The following is a 17,534-nucleotide window of genomic DNA, read 5'->3' on the forward strand; positions in this document are numbered from 1 at the left end:
TCATTCAATTCTATCTTTTATTTTGTATTGAACTGGCACAAGGCTAGCAAAAAGTGTAAAAATAAAAATATTATATCCTGGTCTTATCCAAAAAGCTTCTATCATACAATTAATTGTAATAAGCGATAATAAAGCTAAGAATAGGAACATACCCTGTTTATAAATTCTCTTTGATGCAAGTACATAAATCAATACCAGTAATACTACAGGAACAACTCCGTAGTAAAATAACATTTGAATATAAGAGGAATCTACATAGTTATAACTGTATACTGATTCTGTTGTGCCGCCATATCCTATAAACTTAACCCCGGTTGCTCCAAACAAATGTAATCCATAGGTCTCTATTGCATTTTTCCCTAAAAATAACCTCATACTGAATAAGTTGTTCAAACTCACAAATAATGAAGAAGACCAGGTAAAGAAATACGATAAGTAAAACATTAAGAAAGAAAATATAGCTGCAAAATAAGGTAGGATCCCATAAATTTTAAATTTTCTTTCTTTAGTAACATACATAACAATAAAAATGACAGTTGCTACAAGTACAGAAAGGGCATTTAACCTAGCATCACAAAATTTGATGATAAAAAATGCTAAACTAATACCTACCAAGGTTCGTAGTATGATGAACCTTTTCCGTAGTACATATCCCCAAGCAATAAATAAATAAAAACAGTGAGACGCAAAGTCAGTTGGATAAATGAAACCAAAGGAATTTCTAATCACAAGGCCAGACGAACGGACCTGAGCAAATTGTAAATTAGGAATAACTCCCAGAATTGAAAGTAAGAACACTCCGAACACTATCGTTCCTGACACAATAACGTATGTTTTTAAGATAACATCAATATCTGCATCATATAATAACAAAATCAATAATGAATAAAGTAGGAAATTAGTCCCGCCCGTATGCATGAATACGATAGAACTTGTTAGTAGTAATAAAATAGCAGTTAAGATATAAAAGAACGTGAATTTTTTTATATACAAAAATCTAAAACATAATAATAATGAAAAACAGATTAATAAAACAACCGGAAGGTTTGGGATTATTCTGTTTAACATTGTTGTCATAAGAGTATCGTACCCAACAATGAGAGTCAATACTAGAATAACCAAAAGGTTCTCAAACTTAATTTTTAACATAATCCCTTTTTCTCTTAATAAAATAGCTACACCTATTTAAAAGCAATTTTACGTAAAATTGGATTCATTTTCATTTTTTCAATAAAGATGACTGTCCGAAATTTTTTTTGGGTGAGAAGATCAATACTCAATCTTCTAAGAAAAGAAGAAATATCTCGCTGTCTTAATAAGGTCTTATAAGACCCAATCATTTGATTCCTATTTCCTGAAAAAATATGATCAAAAGCTTTATTAGTAATAATAGATTGCAGTAATTCTATCTTTTCTTTCCTTCGCGCATTTAAATTAGAAATTTGAAAGGCTGCACTTACAATAATTTTTGTCTTAATTTCTTGAATTAATGAAGCATCTTCTATTTGGAACTTTTCAAGTAATTTTTGCAATTCTTGAAGTTCATCTAATTGTATTTCGATTCTTCTAGGATGAAAACTGGTCAATGCTGAACCGCTTCTACCAGCAATATAATTATAAAGAGTCGATTCAATAAAAAGAATGTTATCTAAATGTAGATAAACTTGAAAATTGAATGAAGTATCCTCTCCTATTGGTTTACTAGGAAACTTAATATCGTGTTTTAAAATAAATGACTTGTTATAGATTCTTGACCAAACATTATACATCATATCAGTTTTGAATAACTCTATAAATTCATTTCTAAATTCATTCTTTCCAAGAAGACCACAACGCGTATACAAATGAGGGCGACAAGACAAAATAGTATCCTTATTTTCTTTAATTTCATTGTAGCCAAAACAAAGAACATCCCATTTATCATTGAGGTTAGGAAATATTTTTTCAAAGAAATCCTCAGATACGAAGTCGTCTGGATCCATAAAAAATAAATAATTACCCCTTGACAAAGAAATACCTAGGTTTCTAGCTTCTGACACTCCGTTATTTTCAATATGCCTAGCACAAACATTAGAAAAATTATTTTGGTACTCATCGCAAATCGCACCGCTATTATCACTTGAACCGTCATCAATTAACACAATTTCATAATTGATCGGTGACGATTGCATAAGTATGGAATCTAGGGCTCTTTTTAAATAACCTTCAACATTAAATACTGGAACAATAATACTCAAATCTATATTATTCATTACTCTTCATCCTTAATTTATGACGAATAAATTCTAGTGTCCATTTTTCTTTTTTAAATTTCTTTAACATTGTTGATTTAATATATTCCCAATAGAATTTATTTCTTGTCACCTCTACTAGCTCTTGCTTAGAAATTTTCTCTCCAATAACTAATTGATTTGGTATAACATAAAATGAATCAACCAATTTAAACTCAGGACATTTGATCATCCTCTTTTGGAAATGTGCATATAGAGGACGCTTGACCACTATATCACTATCGATTAAATTTATCGATTCCAAACCATTTTCCTCTGACCAAAAATAGTAACGTTTCGGTTCATTTTCGCCATATTCCCGAAATGAGAAATGACTAATATCAATATCATCAAAAAACTTATCTTGCAGTTGTTTGAAATAACTTTTTCCAAAAAGCTTTTGGATACCTTCTGCCTCATCAAAAATAAAATTTTGTTCACTAGTATAGACATTGTGATAATCTAATCGATAGTATGAACCTTGCCCAGACATAAAAACACGATTAACTTCTCTTGAATTCTTAAAAATTTGAAGATGACCTAAAAGACCATATCTAGCATAGTCATTCTCAAAAAAGCTATGCTCTTCAAGAAATTGATAAATATCACCTAGTAAGACATCTGTGTCACAAAAACCCCAGTAATCATAACCCTTTAATTCTTCTTCAAAGATAAGCCCATAAGCAACTTTATAGTCACATAATTTATAAGGTGTTTTAAGAGAGATTTTAAAATCAAACTTAGACTGAACTTTCTCTCTTAACTCATCAAAAGAAAGAGTTACAAATTCTATATTTTTAGCATTTAAAATGTCAAATTGGTCAACCTTTTGATCCGTATAAATTAAGAAATCAATTTTTTGATTACGTTTGGCGGTCAACAAAAAATAAGGGAAAAATTTTGGAAGTCTTCCGAAATATGGAATAATAAGTCTTATTCTTTTCATTTAGTTAGATCCTCTCCCCCCTTATTCAACCAAGTGACAGCATTAAAATAGCGATGATACGTTTTCAAGTCGATGCCAACGTATCCTTGCTTTTCAGCTGATTTGAAATGAACTAAGGAAGGTAAATCACTATAATTCTTCGAAGAGAAGATAACCTTACTCTTGTATGGAAGCTCTTCGAACTCTTTCATCAACTCATAAGTGCAGGCATCATTATCATTGAACTTGAAATACAAATTATTCCAATGAATTCTTTCCAAACGGCGTTGCCATTTCTGAGAAGCTTCTTTTTCATCTGCATAATGCAAGAAATGAAGTTCAATATCATCAAGAAGTGCTAGAGGATAGGCATTATCAAAGTCTTTGATATATTTTGATTCCTTAACAAATTTCAAAGGGATGTTTCCGCTCAAATAATATTTTAAATTCTTGAGCATTTTGATGTAATCAGGTGAAAAGATAAACATCCCTACAAATGGAGTTTGGTAAGGCAAACCCAATTCTTGATAAACTTTTCCTGCCCAACAATTATCGCATATGATCGTAAAGTTTTTATTCTTGAGTCTTCGCCGAGGAATAAAGTTAATAATTGGATAAACGATTGGTTTTAATTTATTTTTTAGTGTTTCACTGTTCATATTAGTACTTCTTATATAGTTCTGAGAAATTACGAATATAACTTTGTAATGAGAAGAGTTCTTTTTGGCGTTTAACAGAGGCCTTGCCAAATTGATCTCTCTTCTCAGCGTTATCAGCTAATTCTTGGATGGCCTTAGACAATTCTGCAGGTTGATTTGGTGTGGCAAGAAGACCGTTTTCGCCCTCCTTGACCATTTCACAGACACCACCATGACGGTAACCCACTACAGGTTTACCACAAGCCATGGCTTCTAGTACGACTGTTGGTAATGGATCTGGATTGGTACTTGGTAAGACAAAGATATCAAACATATTATAGAGTTCTGTCGTCTTGCTATAATAGTCAATTCGTTTGATTTGGCTAGCTGCTGGTGAGTCTGAAATAGCTTTTTCCAACTCATCGACACGCCACTCTTCCCCCTCAAATGCACTACCTGCTAAAAAAGCTACTGCTTTTGAATTGGCCTGTAAGATTGGCGTCACAGCTTCTAAAAAGTCGCCTTGACCTTTCCAGGCATTCACTCGACCAACCATACCGATAACCAAGGCATCCTGTGCGATCCCAAATTGGTCACGGACAGAGCTAGCATCGATTTCATGATAGACGGCATTGTCGACCCCATTATAAATCACTTGAACCTGGTCATTTTTTACAAAGCGAGACTGCTTGACGTGGTTGGCTACAGCATTTGAAACTGTCACAATCGTATCCGCATAGCGCCCCATCAAAAAGTTGATGAAGTCAGAAATAGCTTTTGGTTTGACGATAATTTCATGCACATGCCAAATCAGAGGAAGTTTCAACTTACGTTTGAGATAAATTCCCTCAAGTACCGCAGTCGTATTGTTGTGAATAAGGGTAATGCCATTCTCCTTAGCATATTGAGCAATTTGCTTTGAATAACGATTATAAGAGCCAAAATACTCAAGAATTCCCTTAGGATTAAAATACTTCCGGCGCAAGATTGGATAATCGATAACTTTTACCTTAGCACCAACCTCTTCCAATGCACCCACTAAGACGCCATCGTTGGGCAAGATGACATGAGCCTCAAAGGCTTCTTTATCCAACCCTTTAATAAGCTCCAACAACACCTTGTCAGCACCATACATTTCGGCACCAGCGTGGAGATATAATATTTTCTGCATTTCTAACCTTTAAATACTTTCTCGTAGTCTGTGACAATCTTTTCCCAAGTGAAGGCTTCTGCGATCCGTCGACTTGATTTCTCATTGAGGTCTGCGATGGATTGAGCGTCCAATTGTTCAGCCTGATCAATGACATGTGCCAATTGATCTTTCTTCCAATAAAGAGCCCCCTCTTCACCGACTTCTCGGTTGAAACCAACATCTAACAAGAGGTTGAGTTTAGTAGACTCTAGCGCCTCAAGAAGGGATGGATTGGTCCCGCCTACCTCATGACCATGGAAATAAGCAAAAGCATTCTCACGAATGTATTTAAGTAATTCTTGATCATAGACAGTCCCCACAAACTTCACTCGAGGATCTTGATCAAATCCTGTATCCTTGCGTAACTGTTCATAGAACTTGTTTTGCTCTACATTAGTAATCAGGACAAAATCTTTTTTGGAATTGGACTGCATAAAGCCACGAATCATGGCCTCATAGTTGTTTTCGGGTACAAAGCGACCTACGACAAGGTAGTAACTCCCTTCAGAGACTTGCTTACCTGCAAACCAGGTCCGTATTTTCTTATCTTCTCTACTCAGGCCAGACTTGCTTGTATCCGTTCCATAGGCAATATAGGTCGTCTGTGGCTGATACTTAGCGTAATCTTTCTGAATATAAGCCTCGATATTCTTGCTATCACAGATTAACAGGTCGGCGTGTTTAACCATGAGTTGTTCCGAAAACTTCCAGTACTTACGGACTGGGAGACTCCACTTGGCGCGAAGCCATTCATGACCATCTGGATTGACCATGAGGATCCCACCGATCGCCTTGATTTTCTTTTTAATTTTTGAGATAAAAGGACCAATCCGGCAAGCCAAGACATAGAAGATCGGAGCTTGATCCTTGTTTTCTTTTGCGATTTCAATAGCCTTATTGAGAGCCGCAATATCATAAGCAATGGCACGCGCAGGACCGATATTAGGGACGTCAATATTGTAACAGATTGCTCCATTATGCTCGAAAGTATCTGCAGTAATTCCTGATTTTGCTGAATTCTCCCGCATACAAGCTACATAATACTGGATATTTTTGTCTTGTTGGAATTCGGTTAACTTCTCAACAAAGGTCTCAAAACCACCATATTTTGCTGGAATACCTTTGGAACCAACGATATAAATTGATTGTGTCATTTTTCTCCTAACATGGAAAGGACGAAGTAGGCAGTCTCCTACTTCGCTCCTTCTTTTCTAAGTACAACCTTCACGGTCTTGAGCAAGATCTGAATGTCTCTCCAAATCGTCCAATCATCCATGTACGCAACATCCAGTTTGACCACTTCGTCAAAGTCTGTAATCTCACTGCGTCCGCTCACTTGCCAAAGGCCGGTAATCCCTGGTTTGAAGCTGAGCCGGCGTTTTTGGGCTGGCGTATACTCTTGGTATTCGTCAACCGTTGGGGGACGAGTCCCAACCAGACTCATATCACCGATCAGAACATTGTAAAATTGTGGCAATTCATCGAGACTGGTCTTACGGATAAAGCGTCCAATTGGCGTTACCCGCGGATCATTTTCCATCTTGAACATGCCACCCGTCATGGTATTTTGTTCCATGAGGTCTTTTTTAATCTCTTCGGCATCCACTCGCATGGAACGGAATTTATAGAAGTTGAAATACCGTCCGTTCTTTCCGACCCGCTTCTGTACAAAGAAAGCAGGCCCACCATCCTTACGGATTAGAGGGACTAAAACGATACTCACAAGTCCACAAAGTAAGAGTCCAAAGAGAGCTCCTACAATGTCCAAGAGGCGTTTAGCAAACACGTGACTCGGCTTGTAGAAATTGGTTGAGAAAGTGACGACACTTAACCCCCCGACTTCTCGAACCCGTTTATTGCCCAAGGAAGCAAAATTAAAAGCATTAAGATTGACCGATACATCGATCCCCATACTCTCAAACTCCGAGACGAAGTCACTAATATTGTAGTCCTCACTTGGCAGATTGATAAACACTTCATCCACCACTTCCTTGGTCACAAAGTTCATCATTTGATCCGGTTGCACCACCCTTACCCCCGGATGAGCAAAATCCGTATCGTCCATAATGGTAACACCAATTAGTTCTCCATGATAGAGGTTGGACGAATGCAGAATATCAAACACCTTTTCCATCCGACTAGTCGCAGTGATCAAAAAGATCTTTCTCGAACTTTTCCGTCGTGGTGAAACAGACTTCCGGTACCTCTTGAGCAAGAAATCCATAATATAGACAGAAAACGTATTAAAAAGAAAGAAGTAGATCATCCCCCGACGAGAGATGGAAAAGACCCCATCGAGCATAAAAGAGGTAAAGGTGATCCCAACAGCAAAAAATACATTGTATTTCAAGACCTGAAAGAGCTCATCTAGATAGCCTCTGCTGTAAAAACGATAGGCAATATTACTAATGTAAAAGGCTACAAAATGTAAGAGATAGAGAATGGCAATCGTCTTCGATGTGTATTCAGCATCCTTGAAAAGACTCACAATGTAGGCTGAAAATAGGACCGCTAAACTTTGAAAGAGAACAATATTTAGTTTTTCCAGTTCGATTCTTTCTTCTCCCATTTTCCCTCAATCCTATTCTTTACTTTTTCCCATACTCTCCGTAAGATCCATATCCACCATATGAACCATACTCAGCAGCTTTAATATTAAATTTATTAAGCACGACTCCCAAGAAAGGGGTACCTGTTTGTTCTAATTGATCCTTGGCCTTTTGGACAGCCTTGCGTCCATTGGCACCCGATTCTGTGATCAAGACAGTTCCATCACAGCGTTGGGCGATAATGGCCGCATCGATCACAACTCCAATTGGAGGTGTATCGACAATGATATAATCATAGTGTTCCCGAAGTGCATCCATCATCACAGTAAAGTTCTTGCTTTGCAAGAGACCCGTTGGGTTTGGTGCCACCTGTCCAGACTCGATGATATCCAAGTTTGGAAAATCAGTCGCATACAAGATTTGATCCAATTGGCTACGACCAGATAAGAAATCCGTTAAGCCTTGGATCTTAGTACGACTACGGAAAATCCCTGTCATGACAGAGTTCCGGATATCACAGTCGACCAAGAGGGTCTTGTAACCCGCACGCGCAAAGGCAACAGCCAAGTTGGTTGAAGTGGTTGATTTTCCTTCATTTTCTTGGACAGATGAGATGGCGATGACTTTCAGGTCCACCCCACTCAATTGGATATTCGTCGCTAGGGCATTAAAGTACTCTTCTGCCTTCCGAATTTCTTGTAATTTGTTTTTTGAAATTTCTAACGTATTCATGCGATCCCCAGTCTACAGTTTCTTAATATCTGGCACAATACCAAGTAAGGTTAAGCCCATCAATTCTTCGATATCTTCTGGTCTCTTGACACGATCGTCCAAGACTTCTACTACGACCATGAGAACCACCATCAAGCCGGCTCCAGCAATAAATCCAAGAAGGACATTGCGTCGAATATTGGGTGAAGAAGGTGATTGAGGCACTTCTGCTTCATCCAAGGTCGTAACATCTGACACCTTGGTTACAGAAATGATCTTTTCAGCCGCTACATTGCGAAGGCCATTGGCAATGCGGGCTGCTTCTTTTGGATCTCCGTCCTTAGCCGTGATCGAAAGGATACGAGTATCTGTCGGAACGGATACACTGATTTTTTTCGACAACTCAGCTGGTGTCAGATCGAGTTTCAATTCTTCGATGGCTTGACTCAAGACATTTTGAGAAAGGATGATCTCACGGTAGTCTTTAACCAAGTAAGATCCCGCCTGCAAATCAGAGTTTGTCAAGGCATTGTTGTCTTGGTTTTGACGACTGACCACGTAGATCCGGCTAGTACTTTGGTATTCTTTCTTGGCTAAAAAGGCACTATAGCCAAATGCTGCAATGGCAAAGACAAGAGCGACCAAAACGATCGAAAATTTGCGTTTCCATAGGGTCTTCAGCATAGCGAAAACATCAATTTCCACTGCTTGATTTTCTTGATTGTTCATTTCCTAATTACTCCTTCGTGTGGATCTCTCCACCTGTTTCCTGGTTAGATTAATTCATCCGCTAACAAGAGTTCCTGATTGCTGACAAAGAGAGCTTGTGCTCGTTGTTCTCCGTATTCTTCCTTGATCAAGCGATAGGCTTCTGCCATATAAGGCGGCCGCTTATCCACATTGTGCATATCACTGGCCACAAAGTGCACCAAGTCTTTTTCTAAGAAGTACCGAGCTCGTTTTTTGAGTTGTTTTTGCTCATCCCCAAAGAGGCGAGGCTTGAGAACACTGGAACTATTGATCTGCATGTAGCAGCCCATGTCAATCATCTCTTGCACGCGCTCCTCATTTTTTTCCAAGCACTTGTAGCGCTCGATATGGGCCACCACCGGTGTCACGCCTAGATGGAGCAAACGGTCCAAGGCCGTATGAATCTCCTTGTAAGGCGTTCCCATGCTGAATTCAATCAGCGCAAAGCGCGTCTCAGCCAAACGTGGAATGATCTTTTCTTCCAGTTTTTTTAAGACATCATTGGTAAAGTAGATCTCTGCCCCGTAATGAATGGTCAAATCTGGCGCGACCTCTGCTGCAATCTTTTTTACTTCTTGAAAATTTTCAGAAATCTTTTCTTCGGGAGTTTCAAACATCCCCTTGCGACGATGAGAAGTGGAGATAATAGTCCGTACCCCTTGGCGATAGCTTTCTTCCAATAAGGCACGCGTATCTTCTCTTGTCTTTGGTCCATCATCCACATCAAAGACGATGTGCGAGTGGATATCAATCATTTTTCTTTTCCTTCCATTACTTTTTGAATGGTTTCCTTAGCCTTGGTTAAGCTCGCTTGATCCAACTCCATAACATAGAGATTAGATCCAGGCATAGCATAAGACGGCAAGTCATTTCGTCCTTGACCGGTGATCGCTTGAGAAGTCACCTCATAAGAACCACCCGTTTCTAACTGGGTATTGATCAAGTTCATCATAGTCGGCAACTGCATATTGGTTTGGACAGAATCTTGGAGGTTTCCGATAATCTCGTTGTAGTTGCTCAAGACCTTGGTAGAGGTCAATTTTTTGATAATGGCCGCAATGACTTTTTCTTGGTTTTTCCCACGGTCATTGTCACCACCTTGAAGAGAGTAGCGTTCTCGGACAAAACCAAGCGCTTGCTCTGAATTCAAATGGACTTTACCAACTGGGAAATGGAACTTCCCGTGCAGGCTCGTGAATTCTTGGTCATTTTCCACATCGATCCCCCCTAGAAGGTCAATCAACTTGAGGAAGGAGGTGAAGTTGAGACGGACATAATAGTTGAGCTTGATATCATAGAGATTCTCAAGGGTATGAATGGAAGCATCCACACCGTAGATCCCCGCATGGGTCAACTTATCATTTTGGTTGTTACCACCATCTGCAATCGGTACATAGGCATCCCGCGGCGTCGTTGTCAACAGAACTTGCTTGGTCTTCCGATTGACGGTCATGATGATATTGACATCTGATCGAGAAACCGAAGTTACTGGGCCATAGGTATCGATCCCGCTGACATAGATGTTAAAGACATCCGCATTGGCAGACACCTTGCTCGTCGCTGCAACTTCTTTTCGAATCTTGTAGGAATAGATTTTCTTCAACTTCTTCGCATAGTCGGCATCTTCAGTAGCGATAGTATCTTCAAAGGTACTGTTGAGCACCATAGCAGAAGCATTCCCTTCTTGCAGGCTCTTATAGGCATCTAGATAAGTCGGTGCATCCACTACAGAAATTTCCTGACCCTTAGTCTTTTTGATATTGTCCAAGAGGGCCGTGAGATTGGCTTCATTATTGTTGCCCTTTGGTGCCACCACTTCCTTGATTTCTTTGATGTCTTTGATGTCACTGTCTTTCTTGACATAGACAGCCATCTCAAACTCTGTATAGTTAGAATGGCCATTGACATTGCTCGTCAGATTTAGCAGCTGTTGACTAGCAAACAAAACTCCTGAACTAGCCAATAAGCCGACAAGAAGCAGGACCAAAGTTGTCTTTTTGGCCTGATTTTTGATCACAAACCAAGCTGACAAGAGCAAGAGAACAGCTAGTAGTACCATCACGAGAACATTAACATAGCGAAAAGCCAAGATGTTATTGGCCAACATGGTATAGGTCGCCCAACTCGCGGTCATAAGCAAAAAAATAAGCAATACGGAATTAACGATTCGCAATTGCCCCCACTTATGCTCTGAACGACGACTCCGTCTCCTTTGTGACATAAATACCTCCAATTAGTCCTAATCATATTTATTGTAACATATTTTTAGCAAAAAATGCATTAATTATCACTTTTTTGTCCGTTATGGACATTCGGAAAGTAAGCGCTTTCTAAAACAAGCAAAAATCCCTTGTATACTTATGCAGAGAATCCAAAAAAACCGAGTGAAAAACTCGGTTTTTGAAGATCCTACAAAAGATCACCCCGCTTGACTTGCTCAAAACTTTCCTTGCCATCATTGAGCTTGTCCCAGATGACAACCTTTCCTTCTTTCAATGATTTTTGAACATCAATAATCCGCTGGTTGGAAGACCCACGAAATTGCAACATGAGGTTGCGTTTACTCTTATCATAGCGCCCATCGACCAGAATATCAATCAGTGAGAGAAGCTCTAATTTATCTGGCGTTTCCAGCATCATTTCTTCCCAAGTGTAGCCGGTCCAAGACCAAATGTCTTTTTCCGGCAATTCTTTCCGAATACGTTTTACAAGGGGTAAAAGAATACCTGTATTAAGAAAAGGCTCTCCCCCTAGCAAGGTTAAGCCTTGAACATAGGGTTGGGCCAGATCGGCCATGATCTGCTCTTCTAACTCCTTGGTATAGGGAATACCAGCATTGAAAGACCAGGTCGCTACATTGTAACAACCCTCACAGTGAAACATGCAACCTGCTACGTAGAGGGAGTTGCGCACTCCTTCTCCATCCACAAAGTTAAAGGCCTTATAGTCAATGATTCGCCCTTTACTCAGCTCCTTACTTTTCCATTCTTGAGGTTTGGGATTGTTCATCTTCATCCTCCAAATCAATCCAGTAGCGCTGACTTCTGTCGATTGTGTTTTCGTAAACACCGCCAGCAGAGAGAATGGTGCGACGACTGGCTTCGTTGTCTTCATCACAGGTAATTAGTACTCGTTCCAATCCTTGCTTTCGAGCCTCTGCTAGTCCTAGCTCTAGCTGCAACTTAGCCAAGCCCTTTCTGCGTTGACTGGGCCGGATGGAATAGCCAATGTGACCACCCTCTACAAATAATTTGTCATTCAAGGACAAGCGCAGGGCTAAAAAGCCCAGAGGGTAGCCAGTCTCATCAAAGGATAAAAATTGAATGGTAGGAACCCAGCCTTCTGGCAGATTCTCAGTATCCTCCTGCTGCTCTACGATTCGTAACCAATCCGCAAAATCCTTTGCTCGCTTCCAAGTGGAGCCCATGCCACCGTGCATATAGGATTTTGCAGCATCGAACTCAGCAATCATCTCTAAAATCGCGTCTTTATCTTCTAAAGTTGGTCGTTGTAACTTCATAAACTTTCCTCAATTTAAATCAATCCAATAGCGCTCTTTCCCGCCTCGAACATCCTCTAAAGCTCCGCCATTAGTCAGAATCACTGCTCGACTGGCAGCATTGTCACTATCACAAGTCACTAAAGCACGTTTGATATTTTTACTTTTGGCTACTTGCAATCCTTGCCGCAGTTGCTCTTTTGCCAATCCTTTCCCACGCGCAGAGGGACGGATACTATAGCCAATATGACCACCTACCTCCAGCAAATAGTCACTAAGACGCAATCTCAGATTGAGAAACCCTACGGCTTGTCCATCTCTCGAAAAAGCAACTAACTGAATATCAGGCACCCACCCTTCAGGCAAATTAATCCCCATTTCATGATTCTGATTACTTTCCAACCACTCTTCATAAACAAAATTCTCAGCATCCCAAAATCCGCCATCGTGAGCTGATTGATTCGCTTCAAACTCTGCCATCATGTCTAATACAGTTTCTTTATCTGCTAGAGTCGGTCTGCGTAGTTCCATCTTTACCTCCCCCCATACGAGAAAAGCGAGAGCGGACTCTCACTTTTTCTTATTTTTATTTAAAAATTGTTCTCTCAGGCTTGCTACTCGGTCTTTTTTATTGACTCCACCTGTTGAATGCTTCTCGTGGAATCGTTGCACCTGAGCCTTGCCCTTATCATCTAATTGGTATTTTCCCATAATGTCCTTTTCTAATCTGTCACTTCATGTCCACCATACTTGATGGTAGACCCGTTCATGTGTTTGACACGCGCCGCGATTTCTTTATGTCGTCCATTGACCATGGGGCGAGCTTGTGGGTTTCCTAGATAACCACAGGTCCGTTTGACCACATCGACCGTTTTCGGATCGCTATTGCCACAGTTTGGACAAGCAAATCCGCGCTCAGTCGGTGTGAAATCTCCTTCAAAATCACACTTGTAACAACGGTCAATCGGCGTATTGGTTCCGAGATAACCGACCCGGTCATAGGCATAATCCCAAACCGCTTCAAGGGCTTTTGGATTTTGTTGGAGCACAGGGTATTCACAATAGTGGATAAAGCCACCAGACGCCCCTGCTTCAGGATAAACTTTTTCAAAATCCAACTTCTCAAATGGGGTTGGGTTCTTACGAACATCGTAGTGGAAACTATTGGTGTAGTATTCCTTGTCTGTGATATCCGGAACCTTACCAAATTTCTCCGTATCCAGGCGACAGAAGCGGTCTGTCAAGCTTTCTGACGGTGTCGAATAAATAGAGAAGTGGTAATCATACTGGTCAGACCATTCTTCCACGCGCGCTTTCATATCCTTGATGATATCGATCGTGAATTGTTTGGCTTCTGGATTGTGTTCCCAATTTGGACCATAAAAGACGGTTGCAACTTCATAGAGTCCGATATAGCCAAGAGAAACAGTTGCTCTGCGATGACGGAAGAGCTGATCTACCTGGTCATATTTGCCCAAGCGTTTTCCGAAAGCGCCATATTGGTAGAGAATCGGTGCATTGGCTGGTGTCGCTTCTTTGGTGCGTTCCACCCGGTAAACCAAGGCATCTTCAGCGATATTCATCCGTTCATTAAAGATTTGCCAGAACTTCTCCTTGTCTCCGCCAGATTCCAAGGCAATTCGAGGTAAATTGACCGTCACGACTCCAAGATTCATCCGGCCAGAATTGACTTCCACACCATTCTCGTCCTTCCAACCTTGAAGGAAAGAGCGACATCCCATCGGAACCTTGAAGGAGCCTGTCAATTCTACAATCTTGTCATAAGAGAGGACATCTGGATACATGCGTTTCGTAGCACATTCCAAGGCCAATTGCTTGATATCATAGTTAGGCGTTCCAGGCTCTAGGTTGAGCCCCCGCTTGAGGGTAAAGATTAATTTTGGAAAAATGGCTGTCCGATGTTCCGATCCAAGACCCTTAATCCGAATTTCCAGAATCGCCTTTTGGATTTCCCGTTCGAAGCGATTGGTTCCAAGACCAAAACCAAGCGAAGTGAAAGGAGTTTGTCCGTTTGAAGTAAAGAGGGTATTGATCTCATATTCTAGCGATTGCATGGCATCATAGATGTCTTTTTGAGTCTTACTCCAAGCATAGTCCTCTTGCTTTTCAGGAAGTACCCACTCTTTGGCATCCGCTAAGTGTTTTTGGTAGTTCTTTTCTGCATAAGGGGCCAAGACTTCATCGATCCGGTCTGCTGAACAGCCACCATACTGACTAGAGGCCACATTGGCAATAATCTGCGAGATTTGTGCCGTTGCAGTTTGGATAGACTTAGGACTTTCGACTTCTGCATTCCCGATTTTGAAGCCATTTCTGAGCATGCCTTCAAAATCGATCAAACAACAGTTGGTCATCGGTGTATAAGGGCTATAGTCCAAATCATGGTAGTGGATGTCCCCTTTTTGGTGAGCATTGGCTACGTGTTTGGGCAACATTTTAAGACCAATAGACTTACCAACGATCCCTGCCGTCAAGTCCCGTTGCGTGTTAAAGACATCGCTATCCTTATTGGCATTTTCATTGACGACGGCTTGGTCCTTATTGAGGAGTTTGCCAATCGTAAAGTTGATATCCGTCGCTTTTGAGCGCTCAAAATCCCGCTGGGTACGATAAGTAATGTAGCTCTCAGCAATCGCATATTCATTAGCTTGAAGCAATTCATGCTCGACGACATTTTGAATCTCATAGATCTTCACGCCATTTGGAAAACGTTCCAAAATCTCTGCGATCACACGATCGACAATGGCTTCTAGTTTGGCTTCCATCACGGGAGTGAGAGAAGTCACTTCTTCTGTCGCCTTCAACAAGGCTTTATAAATTTTTTCAACATCGAATGGAACACGACGGCCATCTCGTTTTTCAACAAAAATATCCGGGGCCATTCTCAGTTTTTCTTCTCTCAAGGTGATCATACCAAACATGCCTCTCTTCATTTATTTACATACAAGTTGTATTATACCACTCCAAAAATAAAAATCAATATCTTGTGGAAAATTTTATAAAAAACTTTCTAAAGCACAAGATATTGATTTTCTTAAGAGCGTTGATAGAGTTTGAAATGACGGTATTTCTTCTCAAACAGACGATAATTTTCTTTGAGCAAGTCCTTCATTTTGGAGGTCAATTCTACCTGATTGTTGACCACAATATACTTAGGTTCAGACCGATCGATTTGTTGGATCACATTGGTCCGATTTTCATTAATTCCCAGATAAGATGTCGGAGTCAATAAGGCAGAAGCTGCCAAACGATCGCTTTCTTGATAGAGAGTAGCTGTCGTATCCCAAGCATAGATGGTATCTTTCGACTTGGTGTGATTTTTAATGTAGCTGGCAATAGCACTCCGTTCACTGGATTGACCAGACTGAAGCACGACATCTTGAACCACCGGATTCGCCAACAGATAGACAAGGGCTACTAGCGGTAAGAAAACTTGGCTCGTAAAGTAAGCGGCCCAAACTTCCTTGTTTTTCTTCTTCCGACCACGACGTTCGATCCCATCGTTTTCTTCCCCATCTCGTGAGAACCAGATCGCAAACAAAGGAAGAACAAATGGCAACATTGGCAACAATTGGTAAGCGCCTTGTTCAGGAAGACCAATCGACACGATGAGGACTACCAGGCTACCTGCCCATCCCATAAAGCGGAAGATCCGGCGAGCGCTGCTATTTTGCTTGGTAAAGGACATCAAAAAGGCAGAGACTAAGCCAAAGGCCAGCGCCAACAGTCCATAATAAATGGCATTACTGAAGGTCTGTCCATTAGTAAAATTCAAGGCATTAAAGACATAGGTCACTTGATTAATGGCATAACCAAAAGTCTGATTCAAAACGGTGATATAGCCAATTGGGTAAAAGACGAGTGAAAAACCAAGGAGAGCTGCCAGCAGTTGATAAAAGCCACGCGCCCATCTCTTTTGCTTGATATTAAAGGCCGTTAATCCAAGGAAGGCCAACAAATAAAACAGGGCACTGGTCATCGGATCAATCAAGAAAGCCACAGCTGCAATCGCACCATAAAGGATAAAGCCTTCATCCTTACGATGCCCAATCAAATAAGCCAAAATGAAATTCATGCTGGCAAATAGGATTGGAAGGCTAAAGAGAGTCACATAAGTCCCTCCAAAACCAAGGCCTAACACCAAGAAATAAAAGAGTAACTGGACATTCTTCGCTGTATCTTTATCAGACACCAGCAAGCGCACAACCCGATAGAGATAAGTACCCGCAAAGAAGAGGGCAATCGCTTGGAGAATCATCAAGATCCAATGTCCACCAGCTAAACTTCCCAACCAGTTGATTGCATAATAGAGGAGACCATTGGTCCCGTAAAAATCACCAAACGGTACTTGACCCTTGGTCATTGCCCAGCCAGCATACAAGTTTTGCGATTGTTGATTGGTTGCAAAACGGGTTAAAAATGGCACCCCGACATGCAGTAAACTAATCAAGAGACTCAACACAAAAGGAATCGCTAGAGGCACTGGACGCTTGAGCTGACGGCGGATCGGCTCAACTGCTACATCCGCTTCTAGCTCTTCCGTATCCTCTTCTACTTTAGATGCTTCCGCTTTTGTCGCTTCAACTCCCGATTTACGTGAACGACGACTCATCCGACTGAGCGGTTGCTCCGGTTCCTGTTCTGGTTCTTGCTTAGGCTCTGTTACTGGTTCTAGCTCCGCTTCCACTGCTGGCTCCACATCACTAATTGACTCAGATGTATCCAACGCGACCGGCTCCTCTAAGACTTCTGTCTGCTGACTATGCGTAGGCTCTTCTTCGCGAAAGACCGACTTGTCTAGCACTTCGCGAATTTCACGTGTATCCTGGAAACTATCCCCCACGTGAAGCCCTAATTTTTTCGAAGTCATTTCTTGCTCTTTTTCGCTCATTCTTTTTCCTTTTCTTCACTATTCCTCTGCTTTTCCTTTTAGAAAAAAGCTCATTATCTTCTCTAGTATACCAAATTCTGCCGACCCT

The 17,534-nt window shown here is 40.8% G+C and carries 17 protein-coding genes; all 17 read right to left on the bottom strand.

The window, feature by feature from the left end; translation table 11 throughout:
* On the bottom strand, positions 1 to 1,149 hold the full coding sequence (locus AB5Y61_RS09020; RefSeq protein WP_049486286.1) for a hypothetical protein: 1,149 nt from the start codon (positions 1,147 to 1,149) through the stop codon (positions 1 to 3).
* A gap of 32 nt (positions 1,150 to 1,181) precedes the next feature.
* Positions 1,182 to 2,252: a glycosyltransferase family 2 protein gene (locus AB5Y61_RS09025; RefSeq protein ID WP_368403908.1), complete on the bottom strand. Its 1,071-nt coding sequence runs from the start codon at positions 2,250 to 2,252 to the stop codon at positions 1,182 to 1,184.
* Positions 2,245 to 3,216 (bottom strand): DUF6625 family protein, encoded by a 972-nt coding sequence (locus AB5Y61_RS09030; RefSeq protein ID WP_368403909.1) that lies wholly within the window; start codon positions 3,214 to 3,216, stop codon positions 2,245 to 2,247. The genes AB5Y61_RS09025 and AB5Y61_RS09030 overlap by 8 nt, the downstream gene beginning before the upstream one ends.
* Positions 3,213 to 3,854 carry a DUF1919 domain-containing protein gene (locus AB5Y61_RS09035; protein ID WP_368403910.1) on the bottom strand — a complete coding sequence of 214 codons (642 nt, stop codon included), beginning with the start codon at positions 3,852 to 3,854 and terminating at the stop codon, positions 3,213 to 3,215. The genes AB5Y61_RS09030 and AB5Y61_RS09035 overlap by 4 nt, the downstream gene beginning before the upstream one ends.
* Position 3,855: 1 nt before the next feature.
* Entirely contained in the window at positions 3,856 to 5,004 is a 1,149-nt protein-coding gene (locus tag AB5Y61_RS09040; RefSeq protein WP_368403911.1) for a glycosyltransferase family 4 protein, read from the bottom strand.
* 2 nt (positions 5,005 to 5,006) lie between these two features.
* Positions 5,007 to 6,179: a beta 1-4 rhamnosyltransferase Cps2T gene (cps2T, locus tag AB5Y61_RS09045; RefSeq protein ID WP_368403912.1), complete on the bottom strand. Its 1,173-nt coding sequence runs from the start codon at positions 6,177 to 6,179 to the stop codon at positions 5,007 to 5,009.
* A gap of 38 nt (positions 6,180 to 6,217) precedes the next feature.
* Positions 6,218 to 7,594 (bottom strand): sugar transferase, encoded by a 1,377-nt coding sequence (locus AB5Y61_RS09050; protein WP_368403913.1) that lies wholly within the window; start codon positions 7,592 to 7,594, stop codon positions 6,218 to 6,220.
* A gap of 19 nt (positions 7,595 to 7,613) precedes the next feature.
* Complete coding sequence (locus AB5Y61_RS09055) at positions 7,614 to 8,306, bottom strand: tyrosine-protein kinase (protein ID WP_049474176.1); 693 nt, start codon at positions 8,304 to 8,306, stop codon at positions 7,614 to 7,616.
* A gap of 12 nt (positions 8,307 to 8,318) precedes the next feature.
* On the bottom strand, positions 8,319 to 9,014 hold the full coding sequence (locus tag AB5Y61_RS09060) for a Wzz/FepE/Etk N-terminal domain-containing protein (protein ID WP_150906710.1): 696 nt from the start codon (positions 9,012 to 9,014) through the stop codon (positions 8,319 to 8,321).
* Between the two features lie 44 nt (positions 9,015 to 9,058).
* Complete coding sequence (cps4B, locus tag AB5Y61_RS09065; RefSeq protein WP_045760016.1) at positions 9,059 to 9,790, bottom strand: capsular polysaccharide biosynthesis protein Cps4B; 732 nt, start codon at positions 9,788 to 9,790, stop codon at positions 9,059 to 9,061.
* The gene (gene cpsA / locus AB5Y61_RS09070) at positions 9,787 to 11,256 is read right to left on the bottom strand and encodes an LCP family glycopolymer transferase CpsA (protein WP_368403914.1); all 1,470 of its coding nucleotides are present in this window, start codon (positions 11,254 to 11,256) and stop codon (positions 9,787 to 9,789) included. Before cpsA ends, cps4B begins: the two co-directional genes overlap by 4 nt.
* A 188-nt stretch (positions 11,257 to 11,444) precedes the next feature.
* Positions 11,445 to 12,044: an anaerobic ribonucleoside-triphosphate reductase activating protein gene (nrdG, locus tag AB5Y61_RS09075; protein ID WP_368403915.1), complete on the bottom strand. Its 600-nt coding sequence runs from the start codon at positions 12,042 to 12,044 to the stop codon at positions 11,445 to 11,447.
* A complete protein-coding gene (locus tag AB5Y61_RS09080; protein WP_009731856.1) occupies positions 12,010 to 12,555 on the bottom strand; it encodes a GNAT family N-acetyltransferase in 546 nt (181 codons plus the stop codon). Before AB5Y61_RS09080 ends, nrdG begins: the two co-directional genes overlap by 35 nt.
* A gap of 9 nt (positions 12,556 to 12,564) precedes the next feature.
* Positions 12,565 to 13,065: a GNAT family N-acetyltransferase gene (locus AB5Y61_RS09085; RefSeq protein WP_368403916.1), complete on the bottom strand. Its 501-nt coding sequence runs from the start codon at positions 13,063 to 13,065 to the stop codon at positions 12,565 to 12,567.
* A gap of 39 nt (positions 13,066 to 13,104) precedes the next feature.
* Positions 13,105 to 13,245, bottom strand: coding sequence for a hypothetical protein (locus AB5Y61_RS09090; RefSeq protein WP_141754472.1), 141 nt, complete (start codon positions 13,243 to 13,245; stop codon positions 13,105 to 13,107).
* An 11-nt stretch (positions 13,246 to 13,256) separates the two neighbouring features.
* On the bottom strand, positions 13,257 to 15,467 hold the full coding sequence (gene nrdD, locus AB5Y61_RS09095) for an anaerobic ribonucleoside-triphosphate reductase (RefSeq protein ID WP_368403922.1): 2,211 nt from the start codon (positions 15,465 to 15,467) through the stop codon (positions 13,257 to 13,259).
* A gap of 122 nt (positions 15,468 to 15,589) precedes the next feature.
* Positions 15,590 to 17,446, bottom strand: a complete 1,857-nt coding sequence (locus tag AB5Y61_RS09100) for an MFS transporter (protein ID WP_368403917.1) — start codon at positions 17,444 to 17,446, stop codon at positions 15,590 to 15,592.
* Between the last annotated feature and the right edge of the window lie 88 nt (positions 17,447 to 17,534).

Origin of the sequence: Streptococcus parasanguinis, from assembly GCF_040908565.1 — a bacterium.
Lineage (GTDB): Bacteria > Bacillota > Bacilli > Lactobacillales > Streptococcaceae > Streptococcus > Streptococcus parasanguinis_AC.